Genomic DNA, 17,823 nt, shown 5'->3' on the forward strand with positions numbered 1-17,823 from the left:
TCCAGTCTCTATAGCTGCCACTGGCTCAGCTGGCGCATTGCGGCGCGGCTGATCCCGAAGGTCGGTGGAGCGGGTTTGGTCGGTGGCCTGCCTGGTTTGGGGTCGGGCATGATCAGGGGGCCGTACGCTAGTTGGCAACTCGGGCAGTCTTTGGACCTGCCCGGAATTTGAACGAGTGGCCCCCTGGTCTTGCTCGACGTGGGACCCGGACCGGGGAGGTGGCTAAAGCCGTGGAGCCGACCGGCCCCAGCCACAGAGGGCTTTCTCTGCTCAGCCCCGCTGCACGTGGCGCGCCGCTGGGCGCGGCCAGCCGGGGCGAAGACAGGAGGCCGGCCGCGCCGCATCGGCGGCGCGCCCGCGCCGTGCGCGGGTCTTGAACTCGTAGAGAAGGTTTCTACTCACCCATCCTGGGCTGTGCCCGGGACGAGTCGGCTCGTGTAGCCCTGAGCGCACAACCGCTCGTAGGCCGCAGTGACTTCAGCGGGGACCAGCTGCTCGATCATGAAGCCCTGGGCCGGGTAGACCAGGAGCCGTTGCAGGGAGCCCACGAGCATGTCGACGACCAGGCGGGCGTCGCCGATCGAGGCCACGTACTCGTCGAACGTCATCGGCGTCGAAGCGCTCACGAACTCAACGGCCGGCCACAGCTTGCACGCTGTCGCGTAGGCCCTGCGCTCCTCGTACGGCTTGCTGACGAGAAGAACTGACGACACCTCGATGCCACGTTCCTCGAGCAGGGCTCGGGAGAGTGTGATGTTCTCGCCGGTGTTGCGGGCCTTGGGCTCCACCAGCACAACGGAGTCGGGCACGCCCAGCTCGATGGCGCGCTCCCGATAGTGCTCAGCTTCGCCCCGCGGCATGTGGTCGCGCGTGGTCCGGCTGGTAGCCCCGGTGAAGACGATGAGCGGCATCATCCCGCGCTGGTACAGGTCCACCGTTGTGTCAGCGACGCCGAGATCGTGACTGCCCAGGCCGATGCCGACGGAGCACGGTTGCGGCTCGTGGCCCATCAGCTGGTAGTCCCAGAGCAGTTGAGCGTCTACGCGCGCGTCGTCCCGGATCATCAGGAGCCTTCGGCGGGCTGGGCAGAGTCAGGCACCTTGAAGTCATACTCCCAGGCGAAGCGCGAGGCGGCGTGGATGCCAATGGCGAACTCCACGACCGTGCCGTCTGCCATACGGGTCGTGCGGTGGAGTTCCACCACTGGTTCACCCGGCGGCAGTTGGAGAAGCTTCGACTCCTCGGAGGTCGCAGCGCGGGCGAACAAGGCTTCCCGCATGTGGTCGATCTCGTACCCCGCGTCGTAGAGCACGCGGAATCCTCCGCCGCGGCCGGCGGGGCCCGGGGTCGGGTCGACGATGCGCGTTCCCTCGACGTGTTCGGGACGGTAGTAGCTGGTCAGGGAGTGCGTTGGCTGCTCGCCTTCCTTCACCAGGCGGGCGCGTGCGTAGACATCCGAGCCGACGGGCACGCCGAGGGCTTCGGCCACCACTGCGGGGGCTTCGACGCGACTGACCGTCTGCGTCTGCTCGTTGCGGCGATAGGAGCGACCGGACGCCACGCGGTCAGCGATGAATGCGACCTCGTCGCCGTCCCGCCACTTGGCCTTGTCGTAGCGGTAGATGCCGAGCCGCTTGAGCGGGGCCTGCTGTCGCACGATCGTGCCGTGCCCACGTGACACCGTGACCAGGCCCTCGGCCTCCAGGGCCTTGTACGCCTGATGAACCGTGGCCTTCGAGCCCTCCCCGGCTTCCACCAGGTCGCGGATGTGGGGCAACTGCGCGCCGGGCTGGTACTCGCCACTTCTGATCTTCTCGGCCAGCCTGTCCGCCAGCTGGCGCCACTTCGGTGCCATTTCAGACCTCCTCTCAACGCGTTCAGTGAAGCACAGTCCTAGGACATTGACAGTCCTAGGACTGTGGGTCATTCTTAACGAGTCGGCGTAGTCCTAGGACTGCAATCGGCAGTTCGTGCATGCCCCGGTACCTCAAGACGCAGGAGTGCTCATGCCGTCCTTCAAGATCGACACATCCACTGCCGCCATCTTCGTGGCGGTTGCCCCGTCGCCGAAGGTGGTCAACCGACAGACCGGTGAAATCGCCGTCGACCGGGAGACCGGTGCACAGATGCTCACCATCGGCCTGACCGTGGCCGACGACGGTGCAGCGGACCTCTACACCGTCTCGGTCCCGGAGACCGGGATCTCCGAGGGACTGACCCTCGGCATGCCTGTGGCGGTGACCGACCTCAAGGCCCGCTCCTGGGAGAACGAGTTCAACGGTCAGAAGCGGTGGGGGATCGCCTTCCGGGCCGTGGCCATCACCCCGCTGGCCCCCGCCGCATCCGGTTCGGAGGGCTGACCACGATGTGGGGAGAGACCTTACTGACGCTGTCGCTGGTCGTGGCTGCCGGGGCCGTGGTGCTTCGGTGGCTGCGCCCGGTCTGGTACTGGCTGGCCTTTGGCGCCCTGTTCACGCTGGCACGGGTGATGTTCACCTACGCATCGGTGATGGAAGCGTGCGGGCTGACCGTTCCGCCCTCCCGGGCTCGGCTGTTACTCGCTCGGGCGATGCGGTCGGAGACTCCGGCGAACCGGGTGCCTCGGCTGCTGCGGATACGCATCACTCGGACCGGCCTGGTCCTCAGGCTCGGCCTTCGCCCCGGGCAGGACGCCTTCGACATCGCAACCTCCACCGACCGCCTCCGGCACTCGTTCCGTATGCACGGCGTCGCCTCCCGGGAGATCCGGGCCGGTGTGGTCGAGCTGCGGATGACCGGCTACGACGTCCTTCGGCGCGTGCAGATGCCTGCCCGCACGGACGCCGGTGTGATGAGGGTCCCCATCGCCCTGCGCGATGACGGCACGGTCCACTACCGCGACTACCGGCAGGTGCCCCATGCGCTGAACCTGGGCGCGACACAGTCAGGGAAGTCGGTGTACCAGCGCCGCCTCGTCGCCGAGCTGGCCGCGCTCGACGTCGCCCTGGTTGGCATCGACTGCAAGGAGGGCGTGGAACTCGCGCCCCTGGCACGGCGGTTCTCCGCTCTGGCCGACAACCCCGACGCCGCCGCCGAACTGCTCGATGCGCTCGTATCACGGATGGCCGACACCTACCGCGTCATCCGTCGCGAGCAACGCGTCAGCTCTGACGTCCCCGACGCCGAGATCACCGCTGACATCTGGGGCCTGCCCGACGACCTGCGGCCCGTGCCCGTGGTGCTCCTGGTCGATGAGGTGGCGGAACTGGCCCTGTTCACCACCAAGGAAGAGGAGAAGCGGCGGGACCGGATCGTCACCGCCCTCGTCAGGCTCGCCCAGCTCGGCCGCGCGGCCGGCATCTACGTGGAGATCTGCGGACAGCGCTTCGGCTCGGACCTTGGCAAGGGCATCACCATGCTCCGTGCCCAGCTCACCGGCCGTACCGCCCACCGCGTCAACGACGAAGCCTCCGCCAAGATGGCATTCGGCGACATCTCCCCCGACGCCGTGCTGGCCACGGTGCAGATCCCCGAGGACCGTCCCGGTACCGCCATCTCGGGTGACTCCAGCGGTGGTTGGGTTCGCACCCGTACGCCCTTCACCTCGCTCCGTCACGCGGTGAGCGTCTGCAATGCCCAGGCTCACCGCACCCCCGAGCTTCCTGAGCTGGCGGCTTTCTGCCCGGTGCTGCCGCCCCTTGAGGCCGCGGAGACGGATTGCTCGCCCTCGCTGGTGAAGCCCCGCCCGGTCACCGAGTAACACCCCTCACGCCTCGGCTGGCGTGACCGCCTCGCGCCAGGTCCCTACCCCCGCCTTGCCCGAATAGGAAGGAGGACCGATGCGCCGCCACATCGCCCGACTCGACGCCGTACTCGTACAGGCCGTGATCGCGGGTGCCCTGTCCTTCGCGCATCTCCACGACATCGCTGCCGCCGCGGGACAAGACGGCTGGAAAGCCTGGGCCTATCCCGTCTCGGTCGACCTGCTCCTGGTCGCCGCCTGGAGGCGCCTCCGCACACTTCGCGCCTCCGGCGGTGCCGTACAAGCCGCCTGGTTCTGGTTCTCCGTGGCGCTCACGGCCTCACTCGGCGCCAACATCGCGACAGCCGGCCTTCTCGACCTCGGCGACGTACCCGACTGGCTGCGCATCCTCGTCGCCGGATGGCCCGCGCTCGCCTTCCTCGGCGGCACGCTCCTCGTCCACGCACCCGCAACGGCCGATGAGCCGACGCCGCTCGATGACGCCGTGCCCGACCCAGACGGTGAAGTCGGTCCCGCCCCCGTGCCCACGCTCGTGGCACCGGAGCCCCAACCCATCGAGCTGGTTCGGGAGTCCGTCAACCAGGAGCCGGAGCCCGAACCGACACCTGAGCCCGTTCAGGCACCGGTCCGCCCCGCAGCCCCTTCTCCGCTGCTCACCGTCCCGACCGCGCTCGTCGAGCACGCCCGCAAGGTCGCCGACGCACACCAGGCCCGGACCGGCGCCCCCATCGACACCGACACACTTCGCGCCCGCCTCGGCGTCCCGGCCCCGATGGCCGACCGCATCGCCGCCCAACTCGCCTGACCAGAAAGGAGCCACCTGCCCATGCCTCGCCGCGAGCTCTTCCACTCCCTGTTCTCCGTCGGCCCGGTGGAGATCGGCACCTACCGCAACCGCAGCGGCCACACCCGGCACGCCGCCGTCTGCACCGCCGAACGCTGCGGATGGTCCTCGGACTACTCCAACCGCACCGCCGCCACCCTCGCCGCCCGCACGCACCGCTGCCGCGTCGCCTGACCGAGAGGAACCGCCGTGACCGTCGAACTCCCCCTGATCGCCCTGGTCGGCCTCATCGGCTACTTCGGCATCAAGCTCATGCGCCCGCCGACCTGGCTCGTGGTCGTCCTGCTCCTGGGCGGCTTCCTCCTGGCGGACACCTTCATCGCACCCGCCATCGACGGCGCCACCGAGACCGGCGTCGACGTGGTCAACACCACCACCACCAAGTGACCCGAGGAGCCGTGATGTTCCGTCCCAAGTACCCGCCGCAGGACACCCACACGACCACCACCGCACCCCTGCCGACTCCGTCCGCCGATCCGGGGCCCGTACCGGTCCAGCCGTACGTGGCCGGCCACGCCCCGGCCGCCCGCCCGGCGGTTCAGATCACCCCGGCCGCCCTGGCCACCGGCACCGCCGCGGTCCTGGTCGTGGGCACGGTCCTGGTCTCCATGCTCCTGGCCGTCGCCATCACCGCCGCCTCCGTGGCCATCTGCGCCCTCGTCCTCCGCTCCATGCACCAGCACACCCGCCGCTGACACCACACGGAAGGAACAATCCATGGAACTCCAAGCCCTGACCGCCATCGCCCCGTTACTCGGATGGGCCGTCCATGGCGGCCTGCTCACCCACCGCCTTTCCACCGCCCGCCGCGACCCGCTCACCGGACTGCACACGCGCGCCGGATGGACCGCCCGCGCCGAACGCACCCTCCGCCGCCGCCCCGCTTCCGCCGCGGTCCTCCTGGTCGACCTCGACCACTTCAAGCACCTCAATGACACCTACGGCCACGCTGGCGGAGACGCCGCTCTTGTCGCCACCGCTGACCGGCTCCGCACCTGGTGCGGCCCTCACGGCACCGCAGGACGTCTCGGCGGAGACGAATTCGTCGCCGTCACCCCCGAGCTGCCCGCCGACGGCATCGCCCAGCTCGTCTCGTCACTGCGGCGCCCGGTCGCGCACGGCGGAGCCGTCATCCCCGTAGCTGCCTCGGTCGGGCTGTGCCGCGTCGCCGACTTTCCCGCGTCCACGCTCACCAGCGTGCTCGCCGTTGCCGATGCGGCCATGTACGCGGCCAAGGGGCGCCGCCGCCGCGGGAGTTCCCCCGCCCCTCGATGACCGGCCCCCGGGTGACGCACACGCCGCCAAGCATCTCCGCCACCCGGAAGCCCGAGCCCCTTCCAACACAGGTCGAAAGGAACCACCCATCATGCCCCAGCACCCCGCCGTACCCGCCTACGTCTGCCGCGACTGCGACGGCTTCCCCATCGTCGCCATCGACACCGGATTCCTCCACGCAGACGGCACCCGAAGCATCCTCCGCGTGACCTGCCGCACCTGCGACGGAACCGGGAGCACGCCGCTGCGGCCCCTCCTCGACTCCGCGGCCACCGCCACCTTCACCCGCCGCTAGAGACCACCGACCGGGGCACCTGCGCGCCTCTCACCGCGGGTGCCCCGGCCCTTCCCTGTCCTCGAAAGGAGGAGACGCCCTTGCAGCACGCGACGAACTCCCGCCCCCTCAAAGACCTCACCTACGTCGCCACCGCAGGCACCCTGCCCGCCCTCGTGCGCCAACTGCGCGGACTCGGCGGCTGCACCACCCCGATCCGCCTCGACGGCCACCGCACCGAACACACCCTCAACACCACGACCGGTGAACTCGGCCCCGTACTCCACCACCTGAACTCCGCCGACCTGCCCGCCGGATCACTCCTGGTCCGCTGCAACAACCGCCGCGCCACCCGCTGCGCCTCCTGCGCCGAGGTCTACCGCCGCGACACCTACCAGCTCATCACCGCCGGCCTCCGCGGCGGCAAGGGCACACCCGATGAAGTAGCCACCCACCCACGGGTGTTCGCCACCTTCACCGCCCCCAGCTTCGGACCGGTCCACAACCGCCCCGACTCCGGCCGCTGCCGCTGCCGCACCCGCCACCAGGCCGACGCCCCCGAACTCGGAACCCCGCTCACCCCCGACACCTACGACTACGACGCCGCCGTGCTCTGGAACGCGCACGCCTCCAAGATCTGGGCCCGCTTCTCGATCTACCTGCGCCGCGAAGTCGCCAAGCGAGCCGGACTCTCCCAGCGGGCCTTCCGCCACCACGCACGCATCTCTTTTGCCAAGGTCGCCGAGTACCAGCGCCGCGGCGCCATCCACTTCCACGCCGTCATCCGCCTCGACGGCCCCGAAGGCGGCCACACCCCACCACCGGCCTGGGCCACCACCGACCTCCTCACCGACGCCATCCGCGCGGCGTCCGCCGCTACCGAGATCCCGGGCCCGCTCGTCGACGGCCGCACACACACCTTCGCCTTCGGCGACCAGCTCGACATCCGACCCATCCGCACCACCGACTTCGAGGGCGGAACACCCCTGACCGACAAGGCCGTCGCCGCCTACATCGCCAAGTACGCCACCAAAGGCGCCGAGACCGCCACCGGCACCCTCGACCGCCCCATCCGCTTCCTGGCCGAACTCGCCGGAGCCCACCTCACCGAACACGCCCGCCGCATGATCCGCACCGCCTGGACCCTCGGCGCCCGCCAGGACCTCGAAGACCTCCGCCTCCGCGCCTGGGCCCACATGCTCGGATTCCGCGGCCACTTCTCCACCAAGACCCGCCGCTACTCCACCACCCTCGGTGCCCTCCGCGAGGCCCGCGCCCAATGGCGCCGCCTGCAAGCCGCCATCGCCCGCGGCGACACCGAAGAGCCGGCCACCCCCGACGACGAGACCACCACCCTCGTCCTCGCCCACTGGACCTTCGCCGGAACCGGCCTCAGCCGCGGCGAGGAATGGCTCGCCAATGCCTTCACCCCCGACGACACCGAAGGAGAACCCACCGATGACCGATGAACTGCTCACCGTCCCGGAGGTGATGGCACGCCTCAAGCTGGGCCGCTCCACGATCTACGACCTGATCCGCTCCCACCGCCTGGCCTCCATCACCATCGGCCGCGCCCGACGCATCCCCGCCAGCTCCCTGCGCGACTTCATCGCCCACCAGATCGCGGAGGCTGCCTGATGGCACAGCAGCGCAAGCGCAATCCCAACGGCGCGGGCACCATCACCAAGCGCAAGGACGGGCGATACCAGTGCGCCGTCTACGTCCTTCAGCCCGATGGCACCCGCGCCCGCAAGTTCGCCTACGGCAAGACCTGGGCAGACTGCGACGCCAAGCGCCGCGAGCTGCTCGACAAGGTCGACCAGGGCGTCCCCGTGCCCACCCGCTCGGCCAGGCTCTCGGAGTGGCTGCCCTACTGGCTGGACAACGTGATCAAGCCTCGGCGCAAGCTCAGCACGTACGACAAGTACGAGGCTCACGCCCGGTTGTACTTGGTTCCCATGATCGGCGCGAAGCGGCTTGAGTCGCTGGGAGTTGCCGACGTGCGCCGCTTCCTCGTCCAGCTGGAGAACAAGACGACCGCTGCCACCGCCAAGGAGTCTCATCGCGTCCTGCGGACGGCTCTCACCGCTGCTTGCCGTGAGGAACTGGTGACCCGGAACGTGGCGAGCCTCGTCGAGCCGCCTCGGGCCAAGTCACGGGAGCTGAGCCCCTGGACGCTGGAAGAGACGCTGGACTTCCTCGCTGCCGCCCGTAAGGACCCGCTCTACGGCGCCTTCGTTCTCGCCGTCGCCATGGGACTCCGACGGGGTGAGATCGTCGGCCTTCGCTGGACCGACGTCGACCTGGACCAGCGCGTGCTCTACGTCCGGCAACAGACTCAGCGCCGCCGCGGCGTCCTCTACGACGACGACCCGAAAGGCCGGCGCCGTCGGGCCGTGCCGCTCCCGGCCATGTGCATCGCCCCGCTTCGCTGGCATCGGATGCGCCAGGCCGAGGCGAAGCAGCGAGCAGGTGATGCCTGGACGGACGAGGGGTACGTCTTCGCAACGCGCACAGGCCGCCCGGTCGAGCCGCGAAACGTCTACCGGTCCTTCACCCGCGTCGCCGAGTCCGCCGGCCTTCGCGTGATCCGGCTGCACGACGCCCGGCACGGCTGCGCGACACTTCTCACCGCTGCCGGGGTGGCTCCGCGCGTGGTGATGGAGATACTCGGGCACAGCCAGATCAGCATCACCATGGACGTGTACACGCACGTCGTGCAGGACACTCAGCGCGAGGCGATCAGCCACATGGACCGGCTGCTCAAGAGGCGGCCCGGTCGTGAGTGATCACCGCCGTTGATGTCAGATCTGGATGTCAAAGACCCCCAGCCAAGATCGGCTGGGGGTCTTTTCGCTGGTGCCCCCGGCAGGATTCGAACCTGCGACACCCGCTTTAGGAGAGCGGTGCTCTATCCCCTGAGCTACGGAGGCCGGACGCGTCGGCGGTGATCACCGCACGCCGTCGGTGCCGGTCCCTGGCCTATGGGCAGACTTGGCTGCGGCAGGCCTGGGTGGGCACCGGAGACAGCCTAGCGGACCTTGGTCGCTCCTGGCTCAGGGCTCATGGCTCATGGCTCAGGGCTCATGGCTCATGGCCAAGACCGACGCCTCCCCTGGCCGATCCGCTGGGCAGCCATCCACCCAGGTCTGGGGTCGTATCGGCAGGACACCAGCCCTCCCGGGCCGCGCCGGGAGCCACGGCGCACCGCCACCGTCGCCACCCCGCCACCCCGCCAAAGGCAATGGCTCCCGATCCCCGGATCTTCCGTACGGCCATTGACCCGCAGCGGAGTCTCTGACTACGGTCAGAGAATGGATGAGGCGCTGATCGCCCAGGTGCGGCGATTCAATCGGACGGTCACCGAGCGGGTGGGCGCGCTCAACGATCATTTTCTCGGGCGGGGCCGGCCCATCGGCGAGGCGCGGCTGCTCTGGGAGATCGGCGAAGAAGGCCGCGACGTACGGCAGTTGCGGGCTCAGCTCGGGCTCGACTCCGGTTATCTCAGCCGCCTTCTGCGCTCTCTGCTGTCCGACGGTCTGGTCACCGTCGAGCCGTTGCCGCGCGACAAGCGGGTGCGGACCGTGCGTCTCACCGCTGCCGGCCGCGACGAGCGCGAAGCGCTCAACCGCAACAGCAACGAGCTGGCCGCCTCCCTGCTGGGGCCGCTGACCGAAGCCCAGCGCGACCGGCTCGTGTCCGCCATGGGTGAGGTCGACCGGCTCCTGACCGCGTCGATGGTCTCCGTCGCCGCGACGGACCCCGAGATCCCCGAGGCGCAGTACTGCATGCAGGAGTACTTCGCCGAGCTGGGGCGCCGGTTCGACACCGGCTTCGATCCTGCGCGCAGCATCCCCGCCGACCCCGATGAACTCCGGCCGCCCGCCGGGCTCCTGCTCGTCGCCCATCTGCACACGCAGCCCGTCGGCTGCGGCGCGCTGAAGTTCCGCGGCGGCGAGCCCACCGAGATCAAGCGCATGTGGGTCGCCCCCTCGGCGCGCGGCCTGGGGCTCGGGCGCCGGCTGCTCACCGAGCTCGAGGCGCATGCCGCGCGTCACGGCAGCAGCCGCGTCCTCCGGCTGGAGACCAACGGTTCGCTCACCGAGGCGATCGCGCTGTACCGCTCGGCGGGGTACGCGGAGGTCGACGCGTTCAACGACGAGCCGTACGCGCATCATTGGTTCGAGAAGCGGATCGCTCCGGATTCCTGAGCCGGCCCCCGCATTCGCGACAAACGGGGATTCCGCGGGTCGGGGATTTCGCCGTTCGCGCAATGCTGCCTGTAGATGCGGATGGCCATCGCAACCATTCGGTTCTCCTCCGCACGTCTCCTTCTCCGTACGCCCGGAGTCGTACCAAGCCTGGCCCGTAGAGGGATTCGCCCCCATGCCCTGACACGAAAGGGTCGTTCCGTCCCGAGAGTTGACCGGAAGGAACGGCTATCGTGCGGATACGACGCACAGCGCCCCTGCTCGCGGTGGGGGTCATGGCGACCCTGATCCCCGCGCTCGCCCCGACGCAGGCGACCGCCGCGGACTCGCTGGAGCAGTTTCGGACCCAGAAGCCCAGGTGGCACCGGTGCGACAGCGCGATGCCCGCTTCGTACCAGTGCGCGACGATCAAGGTCCCGATGGACTACAAGCGGCCCACGGGTAAGAAGCTCAAGCTCGCGATATCGCGCATCAAGACGAGCGCTCCCGGCAAGCGGCACGGCGTCATGCTCTTCAATCCCGGCGGTCCCGGCGGCGAGGGCCTTTCGATGCCGCTGATGATGAAGGAGACGATGCCGAAGAAGCTCCGCGAGAAGTTCGACCTCGTGGGCTTCGATCCGCGCGGTGTCGGGCAGTCCAGCCCGGTGACCTGCAAGCTGAACGCGCAGGAGGAGAACTTTCTGCGGCCTTACAAGCCCGAGACGTTCAACGGTGATGTCGCACGGGCGCGCAAGGTGGCCGACAAGTGCCGCGCGAAGGCCGGCGACAAGCTTCCGCACATCACCACGCGCAACACCGCCCGCGACATGGACGTGATCCGCAGCGTCATGGGCGAGAAGAAGATCTCCTACCTGGGCTACTCGTACGGCACCTACCTGGGCGCCGTGTACGCGCAGATGTTCCCGCAGCGCACCGATCGCTTCGTGCTCGACAGCGCCGTCGATCCCGCCCGGATCTGGCGCGGCATGATCCAGGTGTGGGCCGAGGGCACGGAGCCGGCGTTCGACCGCTGGACGAAGTGGACCGCGCAGCGGAACAGCACGTTCAAGCTCGGAGACACCCCCGCCAAGGTGCGGAAGACCTTCTACGACCTGGTGGCCCGGGCCGACCGCGACCCCATCGAGTACAACGACGAGAAGCTCGACGGCACCATGGTCCGCGGCATGACGCGGACCGAGTTCTTCAGCCCCAAGGAGGCCGCTCACACGGTCTCCGAACTGAAGAAGGCCGCCGACGGCAGGACCGTGCGGCGCGACTCCGCCGCCCCGGACCCGCGGCCTGCCGACAACGGCAATGCGTCCTTCCTGGCCGTTGTGTGCGGTGACACCGCCGCCTGGCCGCGCGACACCGAGCAGTACCGCCAGGACTCGGTCCGTGAGATGGCCAAGTACCCGCTGTTCGGCGACTTCGGCTCCAACGTCATGCCGTGCGCGTTCTGGGACAAGCCCGCAGAGCCCGTCACCGATATCGACAACACGACGGGCGTCATGGTCGTCCAGAACCAGTGGGACTCCCAGACCCCCCTGACCAGCGGCCTCGGCATGCACCGTGCCATGAAGGGCTCGCGGCTGGTCTACGTCGAGGGCGGCGAGGGCCACGGCGTGTACTCCGAGGACCCGGCCCTTTGCGCCAACCGCGCGGTCAACTCCTACCTGGGCACGGGCAAGTTGCCGACGAAGAACGTCACCTGCGAGGCGAGCAGCACGCAGAACCATGAGAAGGCCCAGCGTCCGGGCCCGACACCGAAGCGCGTTCCGGGGGTTCCCGGCCGCTTCTGAGTGCTGACGCGGTTCGCTGAACCACCGCGCTGATCCACCGCGGCGTGGGTCTCCGTCACCGGCGGAGACCCACGCCGTACGCGTGCGCCCGTACGTGTGCGCCCGTACGCATGCGCCCGTACGTGTCGCACCCAGCGTCTTCTCCCGCTTCCCGTACGGCTGTTGGCGGGTGTCAGGGCCGGGTGACCTTCACGCGGTGGTTGCCCGAGGCGTCCCGGCCCAGGACCTCGACCGTGACACCGCTCGCCCGATCGGACATCTTCTCCCCGGCCGCGAACGTGGCGTCCGTCAGCTCGGCGTTGATGTTCGGCCGCTGCGCGCAGCCGCCGCTCGACGGTCTGCCGTCCTTGACCGTGACCGGTCCGTCGCCGCTGCCGACGGCCGTGTCCAGCCAGTAGACGAGGACGCCGGGGCGGCAGACCGCGGCGTCGTTGCCTTCCTGGGTGCGGACCTCGATGCCGTAGCCGGTGCGCTCGGTGACGGGCACGTAGAGCAGCTTCGTGCCGCCCGTGCGGGCCAGCGGGGTCAGCGTGTGCTCGCTGCTGCCGCTGCCGGTGGCGCATGCCACCTGGTCGGCGCCGAGCCAGCCCAGCTTGCGCTTGTGCCAGGCCAGGAGGTCGTTGTTGGCGCCCCAGTCCTCGGACATGATGTCCCAATGCCCGGCCCTCGCGCCGCCGTTGGCGGTGTAGAGGTCGGGGAGGCCGAGGGCGTGGGCGTTCTCGTGCGGCAGGACGCGGTAGGCGTTCTCGAGCCCGATCGTCGAACCGTCGTCCTGGCGGCTGTAGACGAATGACATGTGGCGCAGCGGGACGCCGTCCGCCTCCGGCGCGTCCTGGAGGCCCGCGAAGGTCACGGACAGGACGGTGTCCAGCGCCGAGGGCCCGGCGTTGGGCGTCACGAGGACGTTGACCAGGTCGTAGTCGGCGAAGTTCACCCGGCTGTCGGCGACGCGCGCGATGTCCCGGACGAGGTTGCGGTAGCCCGGCTCGTAGCTGACCCCGCGGTCTATGCCGTACGCGCCGAACGGCCGCGGCATACGGAGCCAGTCCCGGACCGGGGCACTCGCCTCGTACGACAGGGCGCCGTACGAGCTGGCCCTGTACCAGTCGGCGGTCTTCGGGAAGAACTCGGCCAGGCGGTCCTGGGCGGTGCCCTCGCCGGGCGCGTCGGAGAAGTCGATCATGAGGTTGAGGGCGCGGAGCCGTCCGGTGGAGGGCGCGTGCCCGGCCGGGGTCGGTACGCCTTCCGACATCTGCGCGCCCGAGACGGAGGCCGGGGCGCAGGGCGCTCCGGGCTGGGCCCGGGAGACGGGGGTGGGTCCGGAGGCACCGAGGGAGGCGGTGGCCGTTCCTGCGGCGGGTGCGGTGAGGGCGAGGGCACTGACGGCGAAGAGTGCGGTGCCGCGGCGGGGTCTGCGGAGTCTGCGGCCCGGGCGGATGTCCGGGCGGCGTATGTGGGGCAGGGCCGACTCGCTGGATGGGGTGCGGTGCGAGGTGCGTGAGCGGGCTTCGCGTATTCGGGGGCGGGTGGGCTTCACGGCTGTCCGCCTTCCGTCCGGGCAGCCGTGCTCTGCGACTGCTTGTCCGATCACCGTGCGGCTGGGGCGGTGGGGCGGCGCGCGGGGTGCGGCCGGACGGGGGGAGTTCGTGGGCCGTTCGGGCGCCTTGTGGACGCGGATGGTTATCCGGCGGACACGGAGGGTTATGAGGGCGCGCCGGTCCGCGGATGTGAGGCAGGCCACACGATCCGCCGAAATATCCGGGGACTCCTTCCCCGTTTGGAATCAGTGTCCGCATGAAACGGGGAAGCCCTCCCCGGTTCGCCCCGGGACGCCGCAGGAGCCCCCGGCCGAGCAGGCACGAGTGGCCCGAGACCCGGGACGCCTCGTACACCGCACAGCCGCAGGACCGCACCACGGACCGCAGGACCGCACCACGGACCGCAGGACCGCAGCACAGACCGCAGCACCGCAGCACAGACCGCAGGACAGACCACAGGACCGCACACCACCCAGACAGAGAGGAGCGTCGTCGTGAGTCCCACCACCGTGAAGAGTCACGAGCCCCGGCTGCGCGCGGACGCTCTGCGCAACCGCGAGCGGATCATCTCGGCCGCCCGCGAGATGTTCGTCGAGCAGGGGGCGGACGTGCCGATGGACGAGGTCGCGCGCCGGGCCGGCATCGGCAACGCCACGCTCTACCGGCACTTCCCGGACCGCCACGAGCTGATCCACCGCGTCTCGCTGCATGTGATGGAACGGATCATCGACCGGGCGGAGGCGGCGCTCACCGAGGAGTCCGACGCGTTCGAGGCGCTCCGGCGCTTCGTCCACGCGGCGGCCGACGAGCGCATCGGCGCTCTGTGCCCGCTGATCTCGCAGGCGGGGGACGCCAAGGACCACCCCGATACGGTCGAAGCCGGCGAGCGACTCGACGGGGCCATCAACACCCTGATGGAGCGGGCGCGTTCGTCGGGTCAGCTCCGCCAGGACGTCGCCGTCGGCGATGTGGTGGTCGCGGTCACCCAGCTGACCCGGCCGCTGCCGGGCGACGGCTGCTCGGTGGGCTTCGACGGCTTCGTCCACCGCCACCTGCAACTGCTGCTGGACGGGCTGCGCGCCCCGGCGCGCTCCGAACTGCCCGGCTCCGCGGTCACCTTGGAGGACCTCCGGCAGCGTTCATGATCGCGGTGCCGCTCCCGTAGCGGTGCCCTCCTCTTCCTCCCGTCCACTCTCCCTCCCGTCCGCTTCGCCGCATCTCTTCGGCTCCGCATCTCGTCCCAGTTCACTTTTGATCTCCTTCGTCACCAGATAGGCACCGTCATGCCCGAAACAGCCCGTTCCGCCGCCTCTCCCGCGCGCGCCGCGCACGCCCCGCCCGATCCGAGGCGCTGGAAGGCCCTGATCTTCATCGCCATCGCCCAGCTCATGGTCGTCCTCGACGCGACGATCGTGAACATCGCCCTTCCCTCCGCCCAGACCGACCTCGGCATATCCGACGGCAACCGGCAGTGGGTCATCACCGCGTACGCCCTCGCCTTCGGCGGACTGCTGCTCTTCGGCGGCCGCGTCGCCGATCTGTGGGGCCGCAAGCGTGCGTTCGTCGTGGGCCTCCTCGGCTTCGCGGCGGCCTCCGCCCTGGGCGGCGCCGCGGCGAACCCGGCGATGCTGCTCGGATCCCGCGCGCTCCAGGGCGCGTTCGGCGCCCTGCTCGCCCCTGCCGCACTCTCCCTGCTCGCGGTGATGTTCACCGAGGCGAAGGAGCGGGCCAAGGCATTCGGCATCTACGGCGCCATCGCGGGCGGCGGCGGGGCCGTCGGTCTGATCCTCGGCGGGGTGCTCACCGAGTACATGGACTGGCGCTGGACCTTCTTTGTCAACATCCCGTTCGCCGTGATCGCCGCGGCCGGCGCGTACTTCGTCATCCGTGAGCCCGAAGGCGGCCTCAACCGCTCCCGGCTCGACATGCCCGGTGTCGTCCTGGCCACGCTGGGCCTGGTCTCGCTGGTGTACGGGTTCACCCGGGCCGAGTCCGACGGCTGGAGCGACTCCGTGACCGTCGGCCTGTTCGTGGCGTCCGCCGCGCTGCTCGCCGCCTTCACGTGGGTGGAGTCCCGGGTGAAGTCGCCGCTGCTGCCGCTGCGCGTGGTGACCGAGCGGAACCGCGGCGGCGTCTACGCCTCGCTGGGCCTGGCCGTCATCGCGATGTTCGGCCTGTTCCTGTTCCTCACCTACTACCTGCAGATCGTGAAGGGGTATACGCCGGTCACCACCGGCTTCGCGTTCCTCCCGATGATCGCGGGCATGATCACGGGCTCGACGCAGATCGGCGCCCGGCTGATGAACCGCGTCCCGCCCCGCCTCCTCATGGCGCCGGGGTTCCTGGTCGCCGCGACCGGCATGCTGATGCTGACCCGTCTCGAGGTCGGCAGCTCGTACACCTCGCTCATCCTGCCCGCGCAACTGCTGCTGGGGCTCGGTATGGGTACGGCCTTCATGCCGGCGATGAGCATGGCCACCTACGGGGTCCAGCCGCGCGACGCGGGCGTGGCCTCCGCGATGGTCAACACCTCGCAGCAGGTGGGCGGCGCGATCGGTACGGCTCTGCTGAACACCATCGCGGCGAGCGCCACGACCGCGTACGCCACCTCGCACGCGGCGGGCGTGACGACCGCGGCGGGCGCCAAGGCGCTGCAGCTCCAGTCGATGGTGCACGGCTACACCGCGGCCATCTGGTGGGCGGTCGGCATCCTGGCCCTGTCGGCGCTGATCGCCTTCGTCTTCGTCAACACCCGTGGCCAGGACGGCACCGGGCCGGTCGCCGGTTCGGCGGGCGGTACGGGCGCGGAGGCGGCCGAGGGTGCGGGGATGCCGGCACCGGTCCTCGCGCACTGACCGCACCGGCCGCACCGGCCGCGCGCCGGGCGCGGGCGGCCGACGCGCGGCCCGCCGACCCGCGCTGAGCTGCTGATCCCCGCCCCGGTGGGCGCCCGTCAACCGGGCGTCCCCGGGGCGGAGTTCGCCGCGCACGCCACGGCGCGCGCGGCGTCCGTACGCGGTCGCTCATAGCACGCACACGGCGCCCGTGGGCATGATCCGTGACGGATGAGCCAGTTGTGGGAAGCGCTGCGAAGAACCGGGGCGATGAGCACACTGAGTACATGACTCATGACGCTGGGCGAGTGCCGCCCGTACCCGAGCATCTGGTCATCAAGGTGACGCATCGGGACGACCCCGTGTCGGCTGTGACCGAGCACGACGCGTGGGAGGCCGTCGACGCCTTCCCGTATGTGGCGGGCATCGGGCCGGTGTTCGGCTGCGCCGAGGAGTTCCGGGGGCGTTGGAGGATCCTGACGCTGGGCGACGGCTTCCCGCAGATGGCGCGGGACTCCCTCGGCGCGCACTTCCGCCTGACGGCCAAGGAGGCGGACGAGGCGGGCGACGGCGCCATGGCGGCCGAGCTGATGGCGGCGGCCCTGAGGCTGGACTGGGAGGTCGTCAACGAACTGACGGTCGCCCGGCGGCGGTTCAGGATCATCCGCACCGACCAGTTCACCCGCATGGGAGACGACGGCCCCGAACCGCCGCGCCCCACCGACCCGGACAGGGAGCCTGCGGGCGAGAGCCGTGCGTTTTCACGCCGGACGAAGGGGTTCCTCATCGACCCCACGGCGGCGACGGGAGTGAGCGACGGACTGCTCCGGCTCGAACTGCTGCCGCTCGTCTACACATCGGCGACCGTCCCGCCCGCCGTACGGGCCGATTCGCTGCGGGCGCTGGAGACGCATCCGGGCGGCGTTCTGCTGCCGACCGAGTTCGCCGTGGCCGAGGAGGTCGGGGGCCGCTGGCAGCCGATGGCCGCGGCCGGCCCGGCGCCGCAGAGCGCGCGCGACACCCTCGCCTACTACTTCCGCGAAATGGGCCCACGCATCCTGCGGCTGAACGAGGCGGAACGGGCGCAGTTCGCGCGGGCGGCCGACCGGCTCGACGCCGAACGCTGCGACGAGCTCGCCGTGCTGGGCCGCCGCTTCCGCGTGGTCCGCGTCCAGCAGCTGATCCGCGTGGGACCCGACGGGCCCGAGCCGCCCCGCTCTTCCGACTACGACCCGTACCCACCGTCGGAGGTGCAGGCGCAGCAGCTGCGGGAGGAGGGGGCGCTCGACGAGGAGGACGCCTGAGCGGGCGGCGCGCCGGCGTCCGG

At 70.3% G+C, this 17,823-nt stretch carries 19 protein-coding genes and 1 tRNA gene; 16 read left to right on the top strand and 4 right to left on the bottom strand.

Annotated elements, in window-relative coordinates:
* Positions 1-398: 398 nt before the first annotated feature.
* Both ACGFNH_RS18325 and ACGFNH_RS18330 read right to left on the bottom strand, forming a co-directional pair.
* The gene (locus ACGFNH_RS18325; protein ID WP_393654855.1) at positions 399-1,064 is read right to left on the bottom strand and encodes a YdcF family protein; all 666 of its coding nucleotides are present in this window, start codon (positions 1,062-1,064) and stop codon (positions 399-401) included.
* Positions 1,064-1,855, bottom strand: coding sequence for a GntR family transcriptional regulator (locus tag ACGFNH_RS18330; protein ID WP_393654857.1), 792 nt, complete (start codon positions 1,853-1,855; stop codon positions 1,064-1,066). The genes ACGFNH_RS18325 and ACGFNH_RS18330 overlap by 1 nt, the downstream gene beginning before the upstream one ends.
* Positions 1,856-2,006: 151 nt before the next feature.
* Between ACGFNH_RS18330 and ACGFNH_RS18335 the strand changes: the two genes are divergently transcribed.
* From ACGFNH_RS18335 to ACGFNH_RS18385, 11 genes are all read left to right on the top strand, one after another.
* Entirely contained in the window at positions 2,007-2,360 is a 354-nt protein-coding gene (locus ACGFNH_RS18335) for a hypothetical protein (protein WP_393654859.1), read from the top strand.
* Between the two features lie 5 nt (positions 2,361-2,365).
* Positions 2,366-3,739 (top strand): FtsK/SpoIIIE domain-containing protein, encoded by a 1,374-nt coding sequence (locus ACGFNH_RS18340; protein WP_393654861.1) that lies wholly within the window; start codon positions 2,366-2,368, stop codon positions 3,737-3,739.
* Positions 3,740-3,818: 79 nt separating this feature from the next.
* Positions 3,819-4,547: a DUF2637 domain-containing protein gene (locus ACGFNH_RS18345; RefSeq protein WP_393654863.1), complete on the top strand. Its 729-nt coding sequence runs from the start codon at positions 3,819-3,821 to the stop codon at positions 4,545-4,547.
* A 21-nt stretch (positions 4,548-4,568) separates the two neighbouring features.
* Positions 4,569-4,760 carry a mobile element transfer protein gene (locus ACGFNH_RS18350; RefSeq protein WP_393654865.1) on the top strand — a complete coding sequence of 64 codons (192 nt, stop codon included), beginning with the start codon at positions 4,569-4,571 and terminating at the stop codon, positions 4,758-4,760.
* Positions 4,761-4,775: 15 nt separating this feature from the next.
* On the top strand, positions 4,776-4,973 hold the full coding sequence (locus tag ACGFNH_RS18355; protein ID WP_393654867.1) for a hypothetical protein: 198 nt from the start codon (positions 4,776-4,778) through the stop codon (positions 4,971-4,973).
* Between the two features lie 14 nt (positions 4,974-4,987).
* Positions 4,988-5,281, top strand: coding sequence for a SpdD protein (locus ACGFNH_RS18360; RefSeq protein ID WP_393654869.1), 294 nt, complete (start codon positions 4,988-4,990; stop codon positions 5,279-5,281).
* Positions 5,282-5,303: 22 nt separating this feature from the next.
* Entirely contained in the window at positions 5,304-5,861 is a 558-nt protein-coding gene (locus ACGFNH_RS18365; RefSeq protein WP_393654870.1) for a GGDEF domain-containing protein, read from the top strand.
* Positions 5,862-5,952: 91 nt separating this feature from the next.
* Positions 5,953-6,156, top strand: a complete 204-nt coding sequence (locus ACGFNH_RS18370) for a hypothetical protein (RefSeq protein WP_393654871.1) — start codon at positions 5,953-5,955, stop codon at positions 6,154-6,156.
* Positions 6,157-6,299: 143 nt separating this feature from the next.
* Positions 6,300-7,604 (top strand): replication initiator, encoded by a 1,305-nt coding sequence (locus ACGFNH_RS18375; RefSeq protein ID WP_393655401.1) that lies wholly within the window; start codon positions 6,300-6,302, stop codon positions 7,602-7,604.
* Positions 7,594-7,773, top strand: coding sequence for a helix-turn-helix domain-containing protein (locus ACGFNH_RS18380; RefSeq protein WP_393654872.1), 180 nt, complete (start codon positions 7,594-7,596; stop codon positions 7,771-7,773). The genes ACGFNH_RS18375 and ACGFNH_RS18380 overlap by 11 nt, the downstream gene beginning before the upstream one ends.
* On the top strand, positions 7,773-8,924 hold the full coding sequence (locus ACGFNH_RS18385; protein WP_393654873.1) for a tyrosine-type recombinase/integrase: 1,152 nt from the start codon (positions 7,773-7,775) through the stop codon (positions 8,922-8,924). Before ACGFNH_RS18380 ends, ACGFNH_RS18385 begins: the two co-directional genes overlap by 1 nt.
* 68 nt (positions 8,925-8,992) lie before the next feature.
* Here ACGFNH_RS18385 and ACGFNH_RS18390 read toward each other — a convergent pair.
* Positions 8,993-9,068, bottom strand: a tRNA-Arg gene (locus ACGFNH_RS18390).
* Positions 9,069-9,449: 381 nt separating this feature from the next.
* On the opposite strand from ACGFNH_RS18390, the gene ACGFNH_RS18395 reads away from it, so the two are divergent.
* Positions 9,450-10,346, top strand: a complete 897-nt coding sequence (locus ACGFNH_RS18395; protein ID WP_393654874.1) for a GNAT family N-acetyltransferase — start codon at positions 9,450-9,452, stop codon at positions 10,344-10,346.
* Between the two features lie 233 nt (positions 10,347-10,579).
* On the top strand, positions 10,580-12,124 hold the full coding sequence (locus ACGFNH_RS18400) for an alpha/beta hydrolase (RefSeq protein ID WP_393654875.1): 1,545 nt from the start codon (positions 10,580-10,582) through the stop codon (positions 12,122-12,124).
* Positions 12,125-12,296: 172 nt separating this feature from the next.
* Here ACGFNH_RS18400 and ACGFNH_RS18405 read toward each other — a convergent pair whose 3' ends face one another.
* Positions 12,297-13,577, bottom strand: coding sequence for a M6 family metalloprotease domain-containing protein (locus ACGFNH_RS18405; protein ID WP_393655403.1), 1,281 nt, complete (start codon positions 13,575-13,577; stop codon positions 12,297-12,299).
* A gap of 579 nt (positions 13,578-14,156) precedes the next feature.
* Here ACGFNH_RS18405 and ACGFNH_RS18410 point away from each other — a divergent pair.
* The 3 genes from ACGFNH_RS18410 to ACGFNH_RS18420 all read left to right on the top strand — a co-directional run bounded on the left by ACGFNH_RS18410 (position 14,157) and on the right by ACGFNH_RS18420 (position 17,800).
* Positions 14,157-14,807 (top strand): TetR/AcrR family transcriptional regulator, encoded by a 651-nt coding sequence (locus ACGFNH_RS18410; RefSeq protein ID WP_393654876.1) that lies wholly within the window; start codon positions 14,157-14,159, stop codon positions 14,805-14,807.
* A gap of 138 nt (positions 14,808-14,945) precedes the next feature.
* Entirely contained in the window at positions 14,946-16,517 is a 1,572-nt protein-coding gene (locus ACGFNH_RS18415) for an MFS transporter (protein ID WP_393654877.1), read from the top strand.
* Between the two features lie 266 nt (positions 16,518-16,783).
* Positions 16,784-17,800, top strand: a complete 1,017-nt coding sequence (locus tag ACGFNH_RS18420) for a DUF5954 family protein (RefSeq protein WP_393654878.1) — start codon at positions 16,784-16,786, stop codon at positions 17,798-17,800.
* The last annotated feature ends 23 nt before the right edge of the window (positions 17,801-17,823 follow it).

Origin of the sequence: Streptomyces sp. NPDC048639, assembly GCF_043199075.1 — a bacterium.
In the GTDB taxonomy this organism is placed as follows: Bacteria; Actinomycetota; Actinomycetes; order Streptomycetales; family Streptomycetaceae; genus Streptomyces.